14 protein-coding genes are annotated in these 17,275 nt (G+C 72.8%); 11 read left to right on the top strand and 3 right to left on the bottom strand.

Annotated features, from left to right (window positions below; translation table 11 throughout):
- Window positions 1-75: 75 nt before the first annotated feature.
- From J2S43_RS25200 to J2S43_RS25215, 4 genes are all read left to right on the top strand, one after another.
- Window positions 76-1,716 carry an ABC-F family ATP-binding cassette domain-containing protein gene (locus J2S43_RS25200; protein ID WP_306833238.1) on the top strand — a complete coding sequence of 547 codons (1,641 nt, stop codon included), beginning with the start codon at window positions 76-78 and terminating at the stop codon, window positions 1,714-1,716.
- A gap of 84 nt (window positions 1,717-1,800) precedes the next feature.
- The gene (locus tag J2S43_RS25205; protein ID WP_306833239.1) at window positions 1,801-2,031 is read left to right on the top strand and encodes a hypothetical protein; all 231 of its coding nucleotides are present in this window, start codon (window positions 1,801-1,803) and stop codon (window positions 2,029-2,031) included.
- Window positions 2,032-2,095: 64 nt separating this feature from the next.
- Entirely contained in the window at window positions 2,096-5,131 is a 3,036-nt protein-coding gene (gene hrpB, locus J2S43_RS25210; RefSeq protein WP_442320044.1) for an ATP-dependent helicase HrpB, read from the top strand.
- A gap of 120 nt (window positions 5,132-5,251) precedes the next feature.
- A complete protein-coding gene (locus J2S43_RS25215) occupies window positions 5,252-5,638 on the top strand; it encodes a response regulator (RefSeq protein ID WP_306833240.1) in 387 nt (128 codons plus the stop codon).
- 120 nt (window positions 5,639-5,758) lie between these two features.
- Here the strand turns inward: J2S43_RS25215 and J2S43_RS25220 are convergent, their stop codons facing one another.
- From J2S43_RS25220 to J2S43_RS25230, 3 genes are all read right to left on the bottom strand, one after another.
- Window positions 5,759-6,688, bottom strand: coding sequence for a phosphatase PAP2 family protein (locus J2S43_RS25220; RefSeq protein ID WP_306833241.1), 930 nt, complete (start codon window positions 6,686-6,688; stop codon window positions 5,759-5,761).
- Between the two features lie 17 nt (window positions 6,689-6,705).
- Entirely contained in the window at window positions 6,706-7,833 is a 1,128-nt protein-coding gene (locus J2S43_RS25225) for a cytochrome P450 family protein (RefSeq protein ID WP_306833242.1), read from the bottom strand.
- Window positions 7,834-8,128: 295 nt separating this feature from the next.
- Entirely contained in the window at window positions 8,129-9,829 is a 1,701-nt protein-coding gene (locus tag J2S43_RS25230) for a long-chain-fatty-acid--CoA ligase (RefSeq protein WP_306833244.1), read from the bottom strand.
- A 247-nt stretch (window positions 9,830-10,076) separates the two neighbouring features.
- Between J2S43_RS25230 and J2S43_RS25235 the strand changes: the two genes are divergently transcribed.
- The 7 genes from J2S43_RS25235 to tnpC all read left to right on the top strand — a co-directional run bounded on the left by J2S43_RS25235 (window position 10,077) and on the right by tnpC (window position 16,546).
- Window positions 10,077-10,613 (top strand): hypothetical protein, encoded by a 537-nt coding sequence (locus J2S43_RS25235; RefSeq protein ID WP_306833246.1) that lies wholly within the window; start codon window positions 10,077-10,079, stop codon window positions 10,611-10,613.
- Window positions 10,610-11,011 carry a TIGR03668 family PPOX class F420-dependent oxidoreductase gene (locus tag J2S43_RS25240; protein WP_306833249.1) on the top strand — a complete coding sequence of 134 codons (402 nt, stop codon included), beginning with the start codon at window positions 10,610-10,612 and terminating at the stop codon, window positions 11,009-11,011. The genes J2S43_RS25235 and J2S43_RS25240 overlap by 4 nt, the downstream gene beginning before the upstream one ends.
- Window positions 11,012-11,034: 23 nt before the next feature.
- Complete coding sequence (locus J2S43_RS25245) at window positions 11,035-12,066, top strand: hypothetical protein (protein WP_306833250.1); 1,032 nt, start codon at window positions 11,035-11,037, stop codon at window positions 12,064-12,066.
- Window positions 12,056-12,823, top strand: coding sequence for a hypothetical protein (locus J2S43_RS25250; protein WP_306833252.1), 768 nt, complete (start codon window positions 12,056-12,058; stop codon window positions 12,821-12,823). The genes J2S43_RS25245 and J2S43_RS25250 overlap by 11 nt, the downstream gene beginning before the upstream one ends.
- 76 nt (window positions 12,824-12,899) lie before the next feature.
- Complete coding sequence (locus J2S43_RS25255) at window positions 12,900-13,418, top strand: hypothetical protein (protein ID WP_306833254.1); 519 nt, start codon at window positions 12,900-12,902, stop codon at window positions 13,416-13,418.
- Window positions 13,419-13,449: 31 nt separating this feature from the next.
- Window positions 13,450-14,982, top strand: a complete 1,533-nt coding sequence (locus tag J2S43_RS25260; RefSeq protein ID WP_306833256.1) for an aldehyde dehydrogenase family protein — start codon at window positions 13,450-13,452, stop codon at window positions 14,980-14,982.
- Window positions 14,983-15,130: 148 nt separating this feature from the next.
- Entirely contained in the window at window positions 15,131-16,546 is a 1,416-nt protein-coding gene (gene tnpC / locus J2S43_RS25265; protein WP_306827493.1) for an IS66 family transposase, read from the top strand.
- Window positions 16,547-17,275: the final 729 nt, after the last annotated feature.

The raw sequence follows: 17,275 nt of genomic DNA on the forward strand, positions 1-17,275 counted from the left end.
TCGCCCGCCGGAAACACCGCCTTCGCCGGGAGTGGCACCGAGCCGGAGGAGCGGAGGCTCTAGCATCGTCACCTTGTGAGCGCCACGATGATTGCCCGCGAACTCGCCGCCGGTCACGGGGACCGCGTCCTCTTCTCCGGTCTGGACCTGGTCGTCGCGCCCGGCGACGTGGTCGGCCTGGTCGGGGTGAACGGCGCCGGCAAGTCCACGCTGCTCCGCACGCTGGCCGGCCTGATCCCGGCCGAGCAGGGGACGGTGCGGGTCAACCCGCCGGCCGCGACCGTCGGCTACCTGCCGCAGGAGGCGGACCGGGTGCCGGGCGAGTCGGTGCGCGCATTCCTGGCCCGCCGGACCGGCGTGGCCGCGGCCCAGGCCGCGCTGGACAAGGCCACCGACGACCTCACCAACGGGCTCGACCGGGACGACGCCTACTCGACCGCGCTGGAACGCTGGCTCGACCTCGGCGGCGCGGACCTGGACGAGCGGGCCGAGGAGGTGGCGGCCGATCTCGGGCTCGCGGTCGGCTTGGACCACCCGATGACCGGGCTGTCCGGCGGCCAGGCCGCCCGCGCCGGGCTCGCGTCGCTGCTGCTCAGCCGCTACGACGTGGTGCTGCTCGACGAGCCGACCAACGACCTGGACCTGGACGGCCTGGCCCGGCTGGAGCGCTTCGTCACCGGGCTGCGCGCCGCGACCGTGCTGGTCAGCCACGACCGTGAGTTCCTGGCCCGGACCGTGACCCGGGTGGTCGAGCTGGACCTGGCGCAGCAGCAGGTCAACACCTACGGCGGCGGGTACGAGGCGTACCTGGAGGAGCGGGAGACCGCGCGCCGGCACGCCCGCGAGTCCTACGAGGATTACGCGGACACCCGCGAGGGCCTGGAGGCGCGCGCCCGCATGCAGCGCAACTGGATGGAGAAGGGCGTCCGCAACGCGCGCCGCAAGGCCACGGACAACGACAAGATCGGCCGTAAGCACCGGGCCGAGTCGACGGAGAAGCAGGCCGCGAAGGCCCGCCAGACCGAGAAGATGATCGAGCGGCTGGACGTGGTCGAGGAGCCGCGCAAGGAGTGGGAGCTGCGGATGATCATCGCGGCCGCGCCCCGGGCCGGCGCGATCGTCGCGTCGCTGCGGGAGGCGACCGTGACCCGCGGCGGGTTCACGCTCGGGCCGGTCACGCTGCAGATCGACTGGGCGGACCGGGTCGCGATCACCGGCGCGAACGGCTCCGGCAAGTCGACGCTGCTCGCGGCGCTGCTCGGCCGGCTCCCGCTGGACGGCGGCACGGCCGCGCTCGGCTCCGGCGTGGTGGTCGGCGAGGTGGACCAGGCGCGCGGGCTGTTCCTCGGCGACGACGCGCTGATCGACGCGTTCGCCGCGCACGTGCCCGAGCAGGCACCGGCCGAGCTGCGGACGCTGCTGGCCAAGTTCGGGCTGCGCGCGGAGCACGTGCTGCGGCCGGCCGCGTCGTTGTCGCCCGGCGAACGTACCCGCGCGGCTCTGGCTCTGCTCCAGGCACGCGGCGTGAACCTGCTGGTCCTCGACGAGCCCACGAACCATCTGGACCTGCCCGCGATCGAGCAGTTGGAGTCGGCGCTGGAGGGTTACCCCGGCACGCTGCTGCTGGTCACGCACGACCGCCGCATGCTGGACGCGGTCCGGGTCAACCGCCGGCTCGCGGTCGACGCCGGCGCGGTCAGCGAGCAACCGCTGTGACCGTTCCGCAACCGCGCGCCTACCCTACCGACACCGCGCGCCGGGTTAGCTATGTGACCAGCACGAAGTTTCAGGAGGTGCACCGTGAGCACTCGTGAGGCCGTCCGCGCGGACGCGCTGTTCGCATCCTGTCTGCAGGCGTCCCAGCGCCCGGCGGACACCGACGTCCGGGCGGCCGTGGTCGACACGCTCGGCCGGCTCGGCGAGACCGGCTGCGCCGGCGAGGTCGCGGTCGAGTTCGGCGACCACCCGGAATACGCCGCCCACCGGATGACCTGGGCCCTCGACATGATCGACCGCTCCTACCGCGACTGAGCCCCGCGCCGTTTGCTACAAAACCCAAGGACATCCGAGGGTACGGCGAGAGGCGGCGATTCCCGTGACGGGCTGGCAGGGCACCGGACTCCCGGTCGAGGCGGTCCTGCCGTCCCTGATCCCCGCGCTGCGCGAGCACGGCGCGGCCGTGCTGGTCGCGCCGCCCGGCACCGGCAAGACCACGGTGGTCCCGCTGGCGCTGGCCGCGGCCCTCGGCGGCACGGCACCGAGCCTCGGCCCGGCCCCCGGCGCGCCTTCCGGCACCGGCGCGACCGGCGAGCCCGGCACGACAGCCCGAGCAACCGGCGAGCCCGGCACGACAGCCCGAGCAACCGGCGGGTCTCCGGCGATCGCCGGTCGCGTGATCGTGGCCGAACCGCGGCGGGTCGCGGCGCGTGCCGCCGCGCGGCGGATGGCGGCGTTGCTCGGTGAGCCGGTCGGCGAGACCGTCGGATACACGGTCCGGGGCGACCGGAAGGTCGGGCCGCGGACCCGCGTCGAGGTGGTCACGACCGGTGTCCTGGTCGCCCGTCTGCAGCGTGATCCGGAGCTCCCCGGCGTCGCCGCGCTGATCCTCGACGAGTGTCACGAGCGCCACCTGGACTCGGATCTCGCGCTCGCGTTCGCCGCCGACGTCCGCGCGAACCTCCGCCCCGACCTACTCGTCCTCGCCACCTCCGCCACCGCCGAGGCCGACCGGATCGCCCGCTGCCTCGCCTCCCCGGACTCCGACGCCACACCGGACGCCGACGCCTCCCCGGGCTCCGACGCCACGCCGGGCTTCACCGGCGACGGCCCGGCCGCCGCGCCGGAGCGGAACCGCCAGGACGGCCCGGGTGGTTCCGGCGGTAGCAGCCGACACCGCCCGGTCATCGAGAACGCCGCCGCGTCGCGCGGGCCGGCGGCGACCACGCCCGGCGGCGAACCGGCGGCGACCACATCCGGCGGCGAACCGGCGGTGACCGCGACCGGCGGGCCGCCGGTCGCAACCTCGGCTGGCGGGTTACCGGTGGTGATCACGGCCCGCGGGGTACCGGTGGTGACCGCGACCGCGGCGGTGTTTCCGGTGGAGGTGGTGTGGGCGCCGCCGGAGCGGCCGATTCCGCCGCCGCACGGGATGCGGGTGGAGCCGCGGTACCTCGATCATGTGGCGGCGGTGGTGCGGCGGGCGGTGGCGGAGAGCGACGGGGATCTGCTGGTGTTCCTGCCGGGGGCCGGGGAGATCGGTGCGGTGGCCGGGCGGCTGTCCGGGCTGCGCGGCGACGTCGACCTGGTCACGCTGCACGGGCGGCAGGACTCGGGTGCGCAGGACGCGGCGCTGCGGCCGGGTGAGCGGCGGCGCGTGGTGCTGGCCAGCGCGGTCGCGGAGAGCAGCCTGACCGTGCCGGGCGTGCGGGTGGTGGTGGACGCGGGGCTCAGTCGCGTACCCCGGATGGATCTTTCTCGTGGTCTTGGATCTCTCGCGACCGTGCGGGTCTCGCGGGCGTCGGCCACGCAGCGGGCCGGGCGGGCCGGCCGGGAGGCGCCGGGGCGGGTCTACCGGTGCTGGGCGGAGGCGGAGCACGAGCGGCTGCCCGCGTTTCCGGAGCCGGAGATCGCGTCGGCGGATCTGACCGCGTTCGCGCTGGAGCTGGCGGTCTGGGGTGCGCCGGACGGCACCGGCCTCGCGCTCCCCGATCGGCCGCCGGCCGCCGCGCTGGAGGTGGCCACGACGACGCTGCGCGCGCTCGGCGCGGTGGCCGCGACCGGCCGGGTCACGCCGCGCGGCCGGGCCATGTCCCGGGTCGGCGCGCACCCGCGGCTGGCTCGCGCGCTGCTCGACGGCGCCCCGGCGGTCGGCGCGGACCGCGCGGCCGAGGTGGTCGCGATGCTCTCCGACGATACGCTCACCGGCCGCCGCGACGACCTGGCCGCGGCCTGGCGCGCACTCCGGACCGGCGTCGACCCGGCCGCCTCCGCACGCTGGCGCACCGAGTCACGACGCCTCCGCTCCGCCGCCACCACCAGCACGTCCGCTGAGCAGGACGGCACGCACGCCCGCTACGGCGGCGAAGCCGCCGGGCCGGATCGCACGCGGGCCGGACAGGACCGGGCTCGGCGGGGTGGTGGGCGGCTGCCGGATGATCTGGCGGCGGGGCTGGTGGCCGGGTTGGCGTATCCGGAGTGGCTGGCGCGGGCACGGCGGGCCGACGGCGGCGGGTATCTGATGGCCGGTGGGACCGCAGGGGAGCTGGCGGACGGTTCGGCGCTGGCCGGGAGCCCGTGGCTGGCGATCGCGGGCGCGGATCGGGCGGCCGGGCGGGCGAACGCGCGGATCAGGCTGGCCGCCGTGATCGACGAGGCGACCGCGCGGGAGGCCGGTGCGCCGCTGCTGAGCGCGGCCGACGAGGTGGCGTGGGACGGCGACGAGCTGCGCGCGCGGCACGTGGAGCGGCTCGGCGCGCTGGTCCTGCGCGAGCGGCCGCTGGCGAAGCCGGACCGGGCGCTGGTCACGGCCGCGCTGCGGGTCGCGCTCGCCGAGCGCGGCCTGGCCACGGTGCTGGACTGGGGCCGGGACGCGACGGCGCTGCGCGAGCGGCTGGCGTTCTGCCGGTCCGCGCTCGGCGAGCCGTGGCCGGACGTGAGCGACGCCGCGCTGCTGGACCGGCTGGACGAGTGGCTGGGCCCGGAGCTGGCCCGCGCGCGGCGGCTGCGGGACCTCCGGCAGGCGGACCTGGGCGGAGCGCTGCGGCGGCTGCTGCCGTGGCGGGAGGCGGCCCGGCTGGACGAGGTGGCGCCGGAGCGGGTGACGGTGCCGAGCGGGTCGCGGGTGCGGCTGGACTACGCGGATCCGGCCGCGCCGGTGCTGGCGGTGAAGGTGCAGGAGGCGTTCGGGTGGGCGCGGGCGCCGATGGTCGGTGCGGGCAGGGTCGCGGTGGTGCTGCACCTGCTGTCCCCGGCCGGGCGGCCGGTCGCGGTGACCGCCGATCTGCCGTCCTTCTGGCAGAACGGATATCCGCAGGTCAGGGCCGAGATGCGGGGGCGGTATCCGCGGCATCCGTGGCCGGAGGATCCGACCACCGCACCACCGACGAGACGGCTCCAGCCGCGCCGCGGCTGATTTCCGCAATCCACGCTGTCATCTTCTTGACATCAATTCACCCCAAAAAACCGACATATGGTGTTTTAGTGCTTGAAAGCAGTTGGGGTACACCGGCTGCAACGGCACTTGGAGGACCGTATGGCTACCATCATCGCTGCCGACGACGATCCGGACTTACGCGCCATCGTGGCGGCCGTGCTTCGCCGCGCCGGCCATGTCGTGTCGGTCGAGGAGGATGGTGCGGCGGCGCTGGCCCGAGTTCGCCGGGAGCGGCCGGACGTGCTGATCATCGACAACCAGATGCCGCACATGACCGGGCTGGAGGTGCGCAACACGCTCCGGCTCGACCCGGAGACCGAGTGCCTGCCGATCGTGCTGGCCAGCGGCTCGCTCCGGGCGGAGGAGCTGAACAACCCGCCCAGCCCGCACGACTATCTGGTGCCGAAGCCGTTCCAGTCGCGCCAGCTGCTGGAGACGGTCGAGACTGCGCTCGCGACCGCGGCGCTCCGCGCGGTCCGGAACTGACCCCCAACTCAACATTGAACGGCACGGTCCGTAGGATCGCGCCTCGGCGGCCCGTGCCGGCAGAAACACCGGCTCTCCCGCAAGAGACCCCCGGCCGGGCCGCCGATCCAGCCACTCGCGCTACCCGGGAGACGCCTCGGCCACGGGGTGGGATCGGGGCGGCACGAGGTGCGGGACGGTCGCGGCGATCAGGCCGAGCACCACGCCCGCGGTGCCGGCGATCCCGGCCGCGCCACCCGCGTAGGCGACCAGCGACCGCGTCCGGCTCAGCTCCTCGATCGACCAGTTGATCACGTCGTGCGTGAGCCAGAGCAGCAGCGCGGCCAGCACCAGCGCGGCCACGCCACCGATCAGCAGCACACCGGCGGCCCACCCGGAACCGAACCGGCCGGCGCCACCGGCGGCAACGCGCCCGGAACCACTCCCATCAGAATCAAGAGCCGGCGGCAACGGTACGAGCAGCAGGCCGGCCGCGGACGCCCAGGCGCCCGCGACCAGGAACGCGGCCACGGCGTCGCTCGGCCGGTGCCAGCCCGCCGCGAGCGTGGCAACGCCGGCGAACGCGGCCCACCCGGCCAGCGCGAGCGTCCCGGCCGCGCTGATCGCGCGCGGCAGCACCAGGATGAACGCGATCGCCACCGAGGCCGCGATCGTGGTGTGGCCGCTGGGCAGCGTGTTGCCGGTCCGTTCCGGGTCGATGCCGTACTCCGGGCGCAGTCCCTGAAGTTTGAGCAGCTGGGTGGTGACGTTCGCGCCCGCGATCACCACGAACGCGACCACGGCCAGCCGGTAGCGCCGCCGGTACACCGCGATGAAGAGGACCAGCGCGGTCACCAGCGCGAGCGACACCACGGACATCGTGTTCAGTACCAGCGTGACCGGGCGGTGCAGTTGCTCGGAGCCGATCCAGTTCGCGGTGAGCGAGATGGTGTCGACGGCCTGACCGGTCCGGGTCTGCACGAAGATCCGGTAAACCGCGAGCAGCGCGGCGGCCTGCGCCACGGTCAGCAGAATGAGCCAGGTCGCGAGGTATGCCTGCCGCCGGTACACCCGGACGACATTAGTCCTCAAACATAAGGACGCCGTAAGGAGAAGTGCAGGTCGGAGGGGTCGAGCCTGCGCGGCAGCGGGCTCAGGCGGCCGGGCCCGGCGAGGCGGACGTCGTACCCGTCGATCAGGCTCTCGGTCATCGAGGTCGCGGCTCGGAGCGCGAGGTCCGGCGGGAGCGAGGACGCCACGGGCGCGAAGCGGGCCGGCCGGTGCAGCCACAGCGTGGGAACGACGAGCGTGGTCCCGGCGGGCAGCTCGGCGCCGTCCCAGCGCGTCTTGCGGAGGGTGTCGCGCAGCACCGCGGGCTCGTCCGGCCACAGGCGGCGCGCCTCCCGCACGCAGGCCCGGAGGTGGGCGACGTCCGCGCGCGCCTCGGCCAGCGCGTCCGGGTGCGTGGCGAGCAGGCCGAGCGTCCGGTACGCCACCGCGCCCGCGTCCTCCAGCTCGGCCAGCAGTCCCGGAGCCGATTCGGTGATGTCGTCGCGGCCGGCGCGGCGCAGGTGCCCGCGGATCCGCGCCAGGAAGCGCCAGCGCACCGGATCGCGCCGGCGGCGCAGATAACCCCAGTTCGCGTCGGTACGCAGTCGGTCGAGCAGCCCGGTGAGCAGCTCGTCGTCGCGGGCGGTGTCGCCGAGCACGATCCGGCGGACCGCGCGGCGCAACGCGGGCCGGACCTCATCCCAGCCGATCGTGCCGTCCGCGGCCAGCGGCCGGATCTCCTCGCGGACGATCCGGTCGACATCGCCCGGCGGCTCGACCTCCGCGGTCTCCGGCACCGGGCCGAACGTGTAGTGCGCCAGCGCGCTGCGCCGCTCGCGTCCCACCGGCGGGAATTCCCCGGAGAGCACGCGGCGGGCGTGGCCCTCGTCCAGGATCAGCGCGACGGACCGGCCGGGCACGGTGAGCCGCAGCGGGCCGAGCCCGTACCGGTCGCGCAGGCGGTTGATCTCGGCGTCCGCGAACCGGTCCGGGCCGAGCCGGGCGGTCCGCGGGCGCGGGGTGACCACGCCGCGCGCGACGCCGGGCGCCAGCACCCGGGTGAGCACGCGAAACGTGTCCCGCGCGGTGGCCCGGGGCGGCCGTCGTCGTTCCGTCCCGCCGCTCTCGGTGCGGGGCGCGCCGACCGCGGTTCCGGTAACGCTCATACCACGGAACTACCCGGTCCCCGGACCGGAAAACCCACCGCCCCCGCCGCCCCGCCGGCTCGGCAGCCCGGCGCAGATCCTCATAGATCGGGGCGTCCCTCATGCCGTTAGAACGGCATGAGGGACGCCCCGATCATGGAACGCTCGGCTGGCGCCGCAGGTCACGGGGCCGGCGCCGCAGGTCACGGGGCCGGCGCCGCAGGTCACGGGGCCGGCGCCGCAGGTCACGGGGCCGGCGCCGCAGGTCACGGGGCCGGCGCCGCAGGTCGCGGGGCCGGCGTCGCGGGTGTCGGGGTCAGGAAGGGGTGGGGGTGTCGCCGAGGAGCTTCTCGCGGACCTGGCGGCGCAGGACCTTGCCGATCATGCTGCGCGGCAGCTCGGTCGCGATCACGATGCGGCGCGGCGCCTTGTAGCCGGCCAGCTGCTCGCGCGCCCACGCGCGCAGCGTCTCCGGGTCCGGCTGGGCGCCCTCGACCGGCACCACCACGGCGACGACCTGCTCGCCGCCGTCCGCGGTGGGCATGCCGACCACGGCCGCGTCCGCCACGTCGGCGTGCCGGCGCAGCACCTCCTCCACCTCGGAGGGGTAGACGTTGAAGCCGCCCGTGATGATCAGTTCCTTGATCCGGTCGACGATCGTAAGGTAGCCGTCCTCGCTCATCACGGCCACGTCGCCGGTGCGGATCCAGCCGCCGGGCAGCAGCACCTGGTCGGTCTCCTCCGGCATGTTCCAATAGCCGGAGAACACCTGCGGGCCCTGGATGAGCAGCTCGCCGGGCTCGCCGCGGGGCACGTCCACGGACGGGTCGTCACGGTCGGCCAGGCGGACCCGGGTGGACGGGAACGGCACGCCGATCGAGCCGGCGCGCCGGCCCTTCGACATCGGGTTGCCGATCGTGATCGGGGAGGTCTCGGTCATCCCGTACCCCTCGATCAGAAGTCCGCCGGTGATCTTCTCCCACCGGTCGACCGTGTCCGGCGGCAGCGCCATGGCACCGGAGATCGCGTACCGCGCGGAGGAGAGGTCGGCGCCGCGCTTGCGCACCTCGGCGCCGAGCCGGTCGTACATCGTCGGCACGCCGGGGAAGAACGTGGGCGGGCGGCGCTTGGCCGCGTCCAGCACCATGCCCGGGTCGAACCGGGGCAGCAGCACCAGCGTCGCGCCGATCGTGATGGCCGTGGTCAGGCACAGCGTCACGCCGTACACGTGGAACATCGGCAGCACCGCGTAGAACGTCTCGTCGCCGTAGCGCAGGCCGGGGACCCAGGCGCGGTTCTGCTCCGCGTTCGCCGCGAGGTTGCGGTGCGTGAGAATCGCACCCTTGGGCGTGCCGGTGGTGCCGCCGGTGTACTGCAGCAGCGCGGTGTCGTCGGCGGACGGGCCGGGCACGTCGTCCGGGACCGGTGTCGCGCGGGCGATCAGCTTCTCCCAGTCCAGCGCGGACGCCGGGGCCGGGGCGGTCATGTCCGCGCGGGTCTTCCGGGCCGCGGGCACCGGCAGCCGCAGCGCGAGCCGCTTGACCAGCGGGAGCGCGGCGGGCAGGTCGACCGCGACGATCGTCTCGACGCCGGTGCGGTCCCGGGTCGCGTCGACCAGCGACGCGACCTTCTGCCAGACGATCGCGACGCGCGCGCCGTGGTCGGCGAGCTGGTGCGCGAGCTCGTCCCTGGTGTAGAGCGGGTTGTGCTCGACGACGATCGCGCCGAGCCGGAGCACCGCGTAGAACGCGACCACGTGCTGCGGGCAGTTCGGCAGCACCAGCGCGACCCGGTCACCGGCGCGGACACCCAGCCCGTGCAGCGCACCGGCCGCGCGCGCCACCTGGTCGCCGAGCTGCCGGTACGTGGTGGCGGCGCCGAGGAAGTCGAGCGCGACCAGATCCGGGAAGCGCGCCACCGCCGCGTCCAGGTTCGCGGTCAGCGGCGTCTCGGGGATCGTGATGTCCGCCGGAACGCCCTCGGGGTAGGCCGCCAGCCAGGGCCGATCGTCTGCCACGCGTTCTCCTACGGTTCCGTAACCTACGTTTCCGTAGGTTACCAGCCGGATGATCGGAAACCGAGCGTCGTTCATGGGTGCATCGATGTCCACAAGTCCGATTGATCACCCCGCGAACGGGTAATTTTTTCGGGTTCACCCGATCACGGGGCTGGCGGACGCGCGCTGCTCACCTACCATGAGGCCTGCTCGCTCGCATCGTCGCACGGCGAGTCTCCAAGCGCAGCAACGCCTTTGCGAGGTTCTCATGACCACCGAGCCGATCGAGTCCACCGGGTCGGCACCCTTCACCGACCTGTCCCCGGTGATCCATGCGACGACCCGCTGGCTGCTCTCGGCGTACCCGCCGCGACCTGGCTTCCTGTCCTTCCGGCTGGCCGAGGAGCAGGTCCGGGCGGCGGTCGCGATCGCGGCCCGGTTGCGCTACCCGACCGACCTGGAGGCCGGCCTGCTGCTGATCACCGGCACCGGCGGCGCCGGGCGGCTGGACTGGCTGACCGGCTCGGACGTGCATCCGACGCCGGGTGAGCCATGGCGCGCGCAGGTCGACGAGGTGCTGGCCAGCTGGGCCGCCGCGCTGCTCACCGACGCGGACCTGGCCGTCGCCGCGACCGCGATCGCGCCGGTACCGGAGGACGTGGACCGGCTGACCGCGCCGGACGCGCGCGACCTGGCCGCGGCCGCGGAGCTGCGCCACCCGGACGCGATGCACGCGATCAGCGCGCTGCACCTGCCGGAGCTGACCCGCACGCTCGCCGCGGCCGGCTTCCGCGGCTGGCTATGAACCTCCGCGCACGAGTAGCGGAGGCGCGGGTGGGGCGGCTGGCCACGGTCGGCGCGGACGGGCGGCCGCACCTGGTGCCGATCTGTTTCGCGCTGGTCGGCGACCAGATCTTCAGCGCCGTCGACCACAAACCCAAGCGCACGGTACGGCTGCGGCGGCTGGCGAACGCGCGGGAGACCGGCGTGGCCTCGCTGCTGATCGACGAGTACGACGACGACTGGACCCGGCTGTGGTGGGTCCGCCTGGACGGCACCGTCTCCGTGCTGGACACCGCACCGGAGGCCGCGCTGGATGCGCTGACGGCCAAATACCCGCAGTACGCCGCAAAGCGGCCAGCAGGCCCGATGCTGGTCTTGACGATCTCGACGTGGTCCGGCTGGTCCTATCTGGACGGTTGACGGACGGCGCTAGAGTCTCGTCCGTGCGCGCCGACGAGCTCGTCCTTCGTACCCCCATCCCCGGTGCGGTGGTCTGCTGGCTCTTAATCCTGAGCGGGAGCCAGGTCGCGGGTCTCGCGGGGGGCAGCGACATCGTCAGTCCGGTGTTCCGTGTCCTCTGCCTCGTCGTGGGCGTCTTCCCGCTCACCATCATGATCGGTCAATGGCGCACGCCGCCCCGGCTGTCCCCGGAGGGCATCCACGCCGCCCCGCCGATCGGACTCCGGTACCACCCGACGATTCCCTGGGACATGGTCGGCCGGATCTGGACGGACGGGCCGACGATCCGCGTCCGGCTGCGTGACCCGGACGCCGCCGCCGGTGCCGACCACACGTTCCGGGCACGCATGCGCCGCAACCGGAACCGGTACAGCGCGGACCTGCTCCTCCCGCTGCTGTGGGGAAAGCGCTACCGGCCGCTGGCCGCCGACGCGGTCAGCCGGTTCAGCGGGGGCCGGCTGCGGCTGGAGCGCGCGCTCGTCGACCCGGTGCCCGGCAACTACGACGTCGCGATCCCCGACAACCGGGTGGCCCCGCGGGTGCTCCTCCTCCTGCTGCCGGCAATCATCCCGTGGGCGTTCGCCAGCGTCGCGTTCGAGACCGGCGCTTCACCGCTGATCCCGCTGACCCTGGCCGTCGCCGTGACGGTTCCGCTGGTGATCCTTGCCCGCCGGCTGGCCGGGCCGCTGGTCGCGCCGCACATCATCGCGCCGGACGGGCTGCGGGTGCGCGTGGCGAACCCGCGCGCACACGATCTCCGGGTGCCGTGGGCGCACGTCGACCGCATCTGGCACGGCCGCCTCGGCCGGAGTCCGGTCGTGCTGGTGCTGCTCGACGCCCCGGACGCGCTGGCCGGTGGCGACGAGCGGCTGCGTGCCCGGATGCGCCGCAACCGCGCCCGCACCGGCGCCGACGTGATCATCCCGACCGCCGGGTCCGGCATGGACGAGGCCTACCTCGCCATCGCCGTCGCCCACCGCAGCAACGGCACGCGGGAGCTCGAACATGTCGCGTGACCTGACCCTCCGCGGACCCATACTGCTCGCGTTCGTCGTCCTGAACAGCGTGCTAATTATGCCCGTCGGCCTGTGGAGCGCCGTCAGACTCGACGCCCGCTCGCCCGAGGGCGGGTTCTGGCACGTCGGCCTCATGGTGTCGTCGTGGATCTTCTTCTGTGCCGTGCTCATCGCCAATGTGACGGCGGCCCGGCTGACCGCGGAAGGGCTGCGGATCCGCGTCGTGAACCCGTTCCGGCTCGACGTCGCCGTCCGCTGGGACCAGATCGACCGCATCTGGCTGGACCCGGTGCACCCACTGCGCCTGCTGATGATCCGGCTGAAGGACCCCGACGACGTGGCCGGGCGGCGCCGGGTGCTGCGCGGGCGCATGCGGCGCAGCCGGGCTCGCTACCGGGCGGACGTACTCCTCACCATGGAGGGCCTGCGGCCCGGTACCGGCGCACTCGCCGAGGCGATCCCCCGGCTCAGCGGCGGCCTGCATCGCTTGGAGAGTCTCCCGTTCGAGGGCGCGATCGTTCCGCGGAGATCCCGCAACCCGTTCCGCACGGCCGTGGCGGGCACGGTGATCATCACGATGCTGTTTCCCGGCCTGACGTTCGCCGTGTGGGGAGCCGTGGAAGGCCGCTGGTCCACGGCCGTCGCCGCGGGGCTGCTGTCGCTGGCGGCGGCTCTGTTCCTCCGGCGCGTCCTCGGCGACCGGCGGCGTACACCTGGACCCGGATCGGCGGCCGCCACCGACGTGCGTGACGATTGAGCCCGCCTGGTTCGATCTTCCGGTACCGGACGACCGTCCGATGTGCACAAGCGCCGTTCTCCGTACGATCGCGGTCGTGCCCGACGACGAATTCCGCGTGCAGACATATCTTCCCCTCTATGCCGTCGGCAACTTCTGCTTCGTCCCGCTCTACCTCGCCGGCATGGCGGTCAACGGGCCGGGCCTCGTGAACGTGTTCGGCACGGCCCTGTTCCTCTTCTTCGGCGTGTCCACGCTCGCCCAGGCCCGTCGCCCGGTGCTGATCTCCGATGCCGGCGTCCGGCAGCGCACCCTCAACTGGTTCCGATACGACACGACGGTCCCGTGGTCGCAGGTGGAGCACGCCCGGCTCGGCAAGGTGGGCCTGGTCCCGGCGATCCTTCTCACGCTGCGCGACCCGGCCGCGATCGCCGCACCGGGCACGGCACTGCATCGGCAGTTCCGCCGCACTTACGCCAGCACGGGCGGTCACGTGCACATCCTGACCCCGGGCTGGCTCAACCGGACCTCTCGCGTGGAGATCGAGGGCGCGATCTCGCTGCACAGCGGTGGCCGGATCCTGGTGGAGCACGCCCTCGTCGACAACGGTCGATGACGGGCGCGGCGTGTCGTGAGATCGTACGTCGATGAGGATCACTTCCCGGCCGGCCGATGAGCGCGCCACCGCCGTCTACTCCTCCGTCAACCCTGCCCGCACCGGCGACGTCGTCGCGGAGGTGATCCTCGGTGACGCGGACACGTTCGTCACCGCCTGCGCCGCCGCCCGCGAGCGTCAGTCCACCTGGGCCGGCATCCCGGCACCGGTCCGTGGCCGGGTGATGGGTGCCGCCGGTCGCCTGGTCGAGGCGAACGCCGAAACTCTGGCCCGCCTCGTCACCCGGGAGATCGGCAAGCCGTACGCGGAGGCGCTCGGGGAGGTCCGGGAGATCGTCGACACCTGTGAGTTCTTCCTCGGCGAGGGGCGGCGGCTCTACGGCGAGACCGTGCCGAGCGAGATGCCGGACAAGCAGCTCTTCACGTTCCGCAACCCGGTCGGCACGGTCGCGGTGATCACGGCGGGCAACTTCCCGGTCGCGGTCCCATCCTGGTATCTGGTGCCGGCGCTGCTCACCGGCAACACCGTGGTCTGGAAGCCGGCCGAGTATGCGGCCGCCTCCGCGCACGCGCTCTACCGGCTGTTCGTCGCGGCGGGGCTCCCCGACGGCGTCCTCCAGCTGGTCTTCGCGACCGGCGACGACACGTACGCCGGCCTGTCGCAAGCGCTCGACGCGGGCCTCGTCGACAAGGTGGGCTTCACCGGCTCCACCGAGGTCGGCCGGAGGATCGGTGAGCTGTGCGGGCGGCACCTGCAGTCGCCCTGTCTGGAACTCGGCGGCAAGAATCCCATGGTGGTCACGCCGAGCGCGGATCTGGACCTGGCCGTCGAGGGCGCGCTCTTCGCCGGCTTCGGCACGGCCGGACAGCGCTGCACCTCGCTCGGCACCGTGATCGTGCACCGCGACGTGCACGACGAGTTCCTGCGCCGGTTCACCGCGGCCGTCGAGGCCGCGCCGGTCGGCGACCCTGCCGGTGACGTGGTCCTCGGCCCGCTGCTGGACGCGCGCTTCGCGGCCCGCTTCGAGGAGTATCTGACCTGGATCGCGCCGCACCACACGGTCTCCGGCTCGTCCGCCGTCGGCCGGATCACCGCGGACGCGCCGCGCAACGGTTTCACCGGCGTCTCCACGGAAGGCCTCTATTACCACCCGACGATCGTCGCCGGCGTCACCGAGACCGACCCGATCTTCCTGCACGAGACGTTCGGACCGCTGGTCGGTGTGCTGCCCTACGACACGCTCGACGACGCCATCCGCCTGGCCAACCTGCCCGGATACGGCCTGAGCAGCGCGATCTACACCACCGACCCGGCGGACGTCTTCACGTTCCGCCGCCGGATCTCGGCCGGCATGGTCAGTGTCAACAACTCCACCTCCGGCGCGGAGGCGCATCTGCCGTTCGGCGGGAACGGCAAGTCCGGCAACGGCAGCCGCCAGTCCGGCCGCTGGGTCCTCGACCAGTTCACCCGCTGGCAGTCGGTGAACTGGGACCATTCCGGCCGCCTCCAGAAGGCCCAGATGGACGTCGCCGACCTGACCGCCGACGGCGGCTTCCGGCTCTGACCACATCTCAGAACACGCCAGATACGGGTACGGCCTGGTCTGCTGGCAGGTGAGGGCGAAGCCCATCCCCGCCCTTGAAGCGGAGTAACTGGATAGGTAGTCCGGGCGGCAGCGAGGTCCGATGTAGAGGCTGGTAGGTTCATGGGTCGTGTCTGACCTGCCGTCGCCGTCGTATGACGATCTCCTTGCGGAGAACGTGGTGTTGCGGGCGATGGTGGCGGACGTGACGGCTCGGCTGGAGCAGGCGATGGGCCGGATCGCGGAGCTTGAGGCTCGGTTGAAGCAGTCGTCGTCGAACTCGTCGAAGCCTCCCTCGTCGGACGGGTTGGCGAAGCCGTCGCCGAAGTCGTTGCGGCCGCGGTCGGGTCAGGGTCCGGGACGGCCGAAAGGCCAAGACGGGGTCACTTTGCAACGCTTCGCGGATGCGGATGTGGTCCGGCACGTGCCCGCGGTGTGCGGCGGGTGCGGGGATAGCCTGGCCGGCGCGGACGAGGTCGATATGTTCTGGCGGCAGGTGGTCGATGTGCCACCGGTGACACCGCAGGTGACCGAGCATCAGATGATCACCGTCAAATGCCGGTGTGGGCACCACACCACCGCGCCCGCACCACCGGAAGCGACGGCACCGATGGTGTACGGGCCTCGGCTGGCCGGGATCGGGGTGTATCTGCTGCACGGGCAGTTCCTGTCGGTGTCGCGGACCGCCGCCGCGCTCAAGGACCTGTTCGGGGCGCCGGTCGCCGCCGGCACGGTGGCCGGCTGGGTGAAACGCACCGCGCTGGGCATCATCGACACGGTGTTACCGGTGATCGCTGGGCGGATCATCAACGCACCGGTCGCGAATTTCGACGAGACCGGGATGCGGGTCGCCGGCCGCCTGGCGTGGCTGCACTCGGCGTCCACTCCCACGGATGTGCTCCTCGCGGTGCACACCACACGCGGCACGAAAGCGATGGACGCGATCGGGGTGCTGCCGACGTTCACCGGGGTCGCGGTGCACGACGCGTGGGCGCCGTACGACACCTACACGCACATGAGCCACGCCCTGTGCAACGCGCACGCGTTGCGTGAGCTGATCTACGTCACCGACACCGCTACCGGTCCGGTCGCCGAGCACGCCGAGCAGGCGGCCACCGCGCTGCGCCGGCTGAACCGGCTCACCGCCGACGCCACCGAGCGGATCCCCGACCCGGAGAAGCTCGCCTTCTACCAGCACGTCCTGCACAGCGCAGTCGTCCTCGGCGTCGCGGCCACCGCCACGCGGGCCAGCAAACTCGAACGCAAATACCACGCCCTGTTCGTCCGGCTCCGCAACCGCCGCGACGACTACCTGCGCTTCGTCACCGACCCCGCCGTCCCGTTTGACAACAACCGGGCGGAGCAGACGATCCGTATGCCGAAACTACGTGTCAAGGTCTCCGGCAGCATGCGCACCACGACCGGCGCCGAACACTTCGCCGCGATCCGCAGCTACACCGCCACCGCCGCCCGGCAAGGCATCGACACCCTCGACGCCCTCATCCAGGCCACCACCGGCAACCCCTGGATCCCCACCCCGGCCTGACCGGCAACCACCACCGGCCCGTCACGTGGCCCGGGGCCGCCGCGTGCCCAAATCAGCCACCTATCCAGTCACGAAGCGGATATCCCGCTTCAGCGTGATGCAGCCCGCGTGCTCCCGACTCTGATGCCCATTCCTGCCAGTGCGCGAGGCACGCTGAGCCGTTCCAGCGCCGGGCCGTTCCAGCACTGAGCCGTTCCAGCACTGAACCGTTCCAGCGAACGCTGTCGGCGATTGACGGAGGCAAGTGGCCGCGGTTACGGTCCGGGCACTCCGTGCCCGGAATTTTCTGATAAGGCGCCCGGCTGCTGCCCAGGGCGTTCTCGGTCGGCCGGGTGCGGTGCCTGAGTGATCAATCAGTGGAGCAAAAGGGAGGTCAAACATCGAAGTTGACCTCCCTTTTTGCTCCACTGATTGATCACTCAGGGCTGGCCAGTGGTGCGGCGCGGGTGGTGACACCCACCCGACGGGCGGGATTTCACGATATTTCGGGCTAGAAGCGCGAAGCCGCAACGGGCGTGGTCAGCGCGCGACCGTGGGCCAGTAATGAGCAACACGCGGAGACGGACCGCACGGAGACGGACCGCACGGAGACGAAACCATGCGGAGACGAACCGCACGGAGGCGGACGCGGCGGAACTCGAAGCACTCGATCTGGTGGTCCCGCCCGCAACGCCCCGAAAGCAATACGAACCCGGCCACATCTTTCATGATCAACATAGGTTGAGTTGG

The sequence above is a fragment of the Catenuloplanes nepalensis genome (assembly GCF_030811575.1).
Lineage (GTDB): Bacteria > Actinomycetota > Actinomycetes > Mycobacteriales > Micromonosporaceae > Catenuloplanes > Catenuloplanes nepalensis.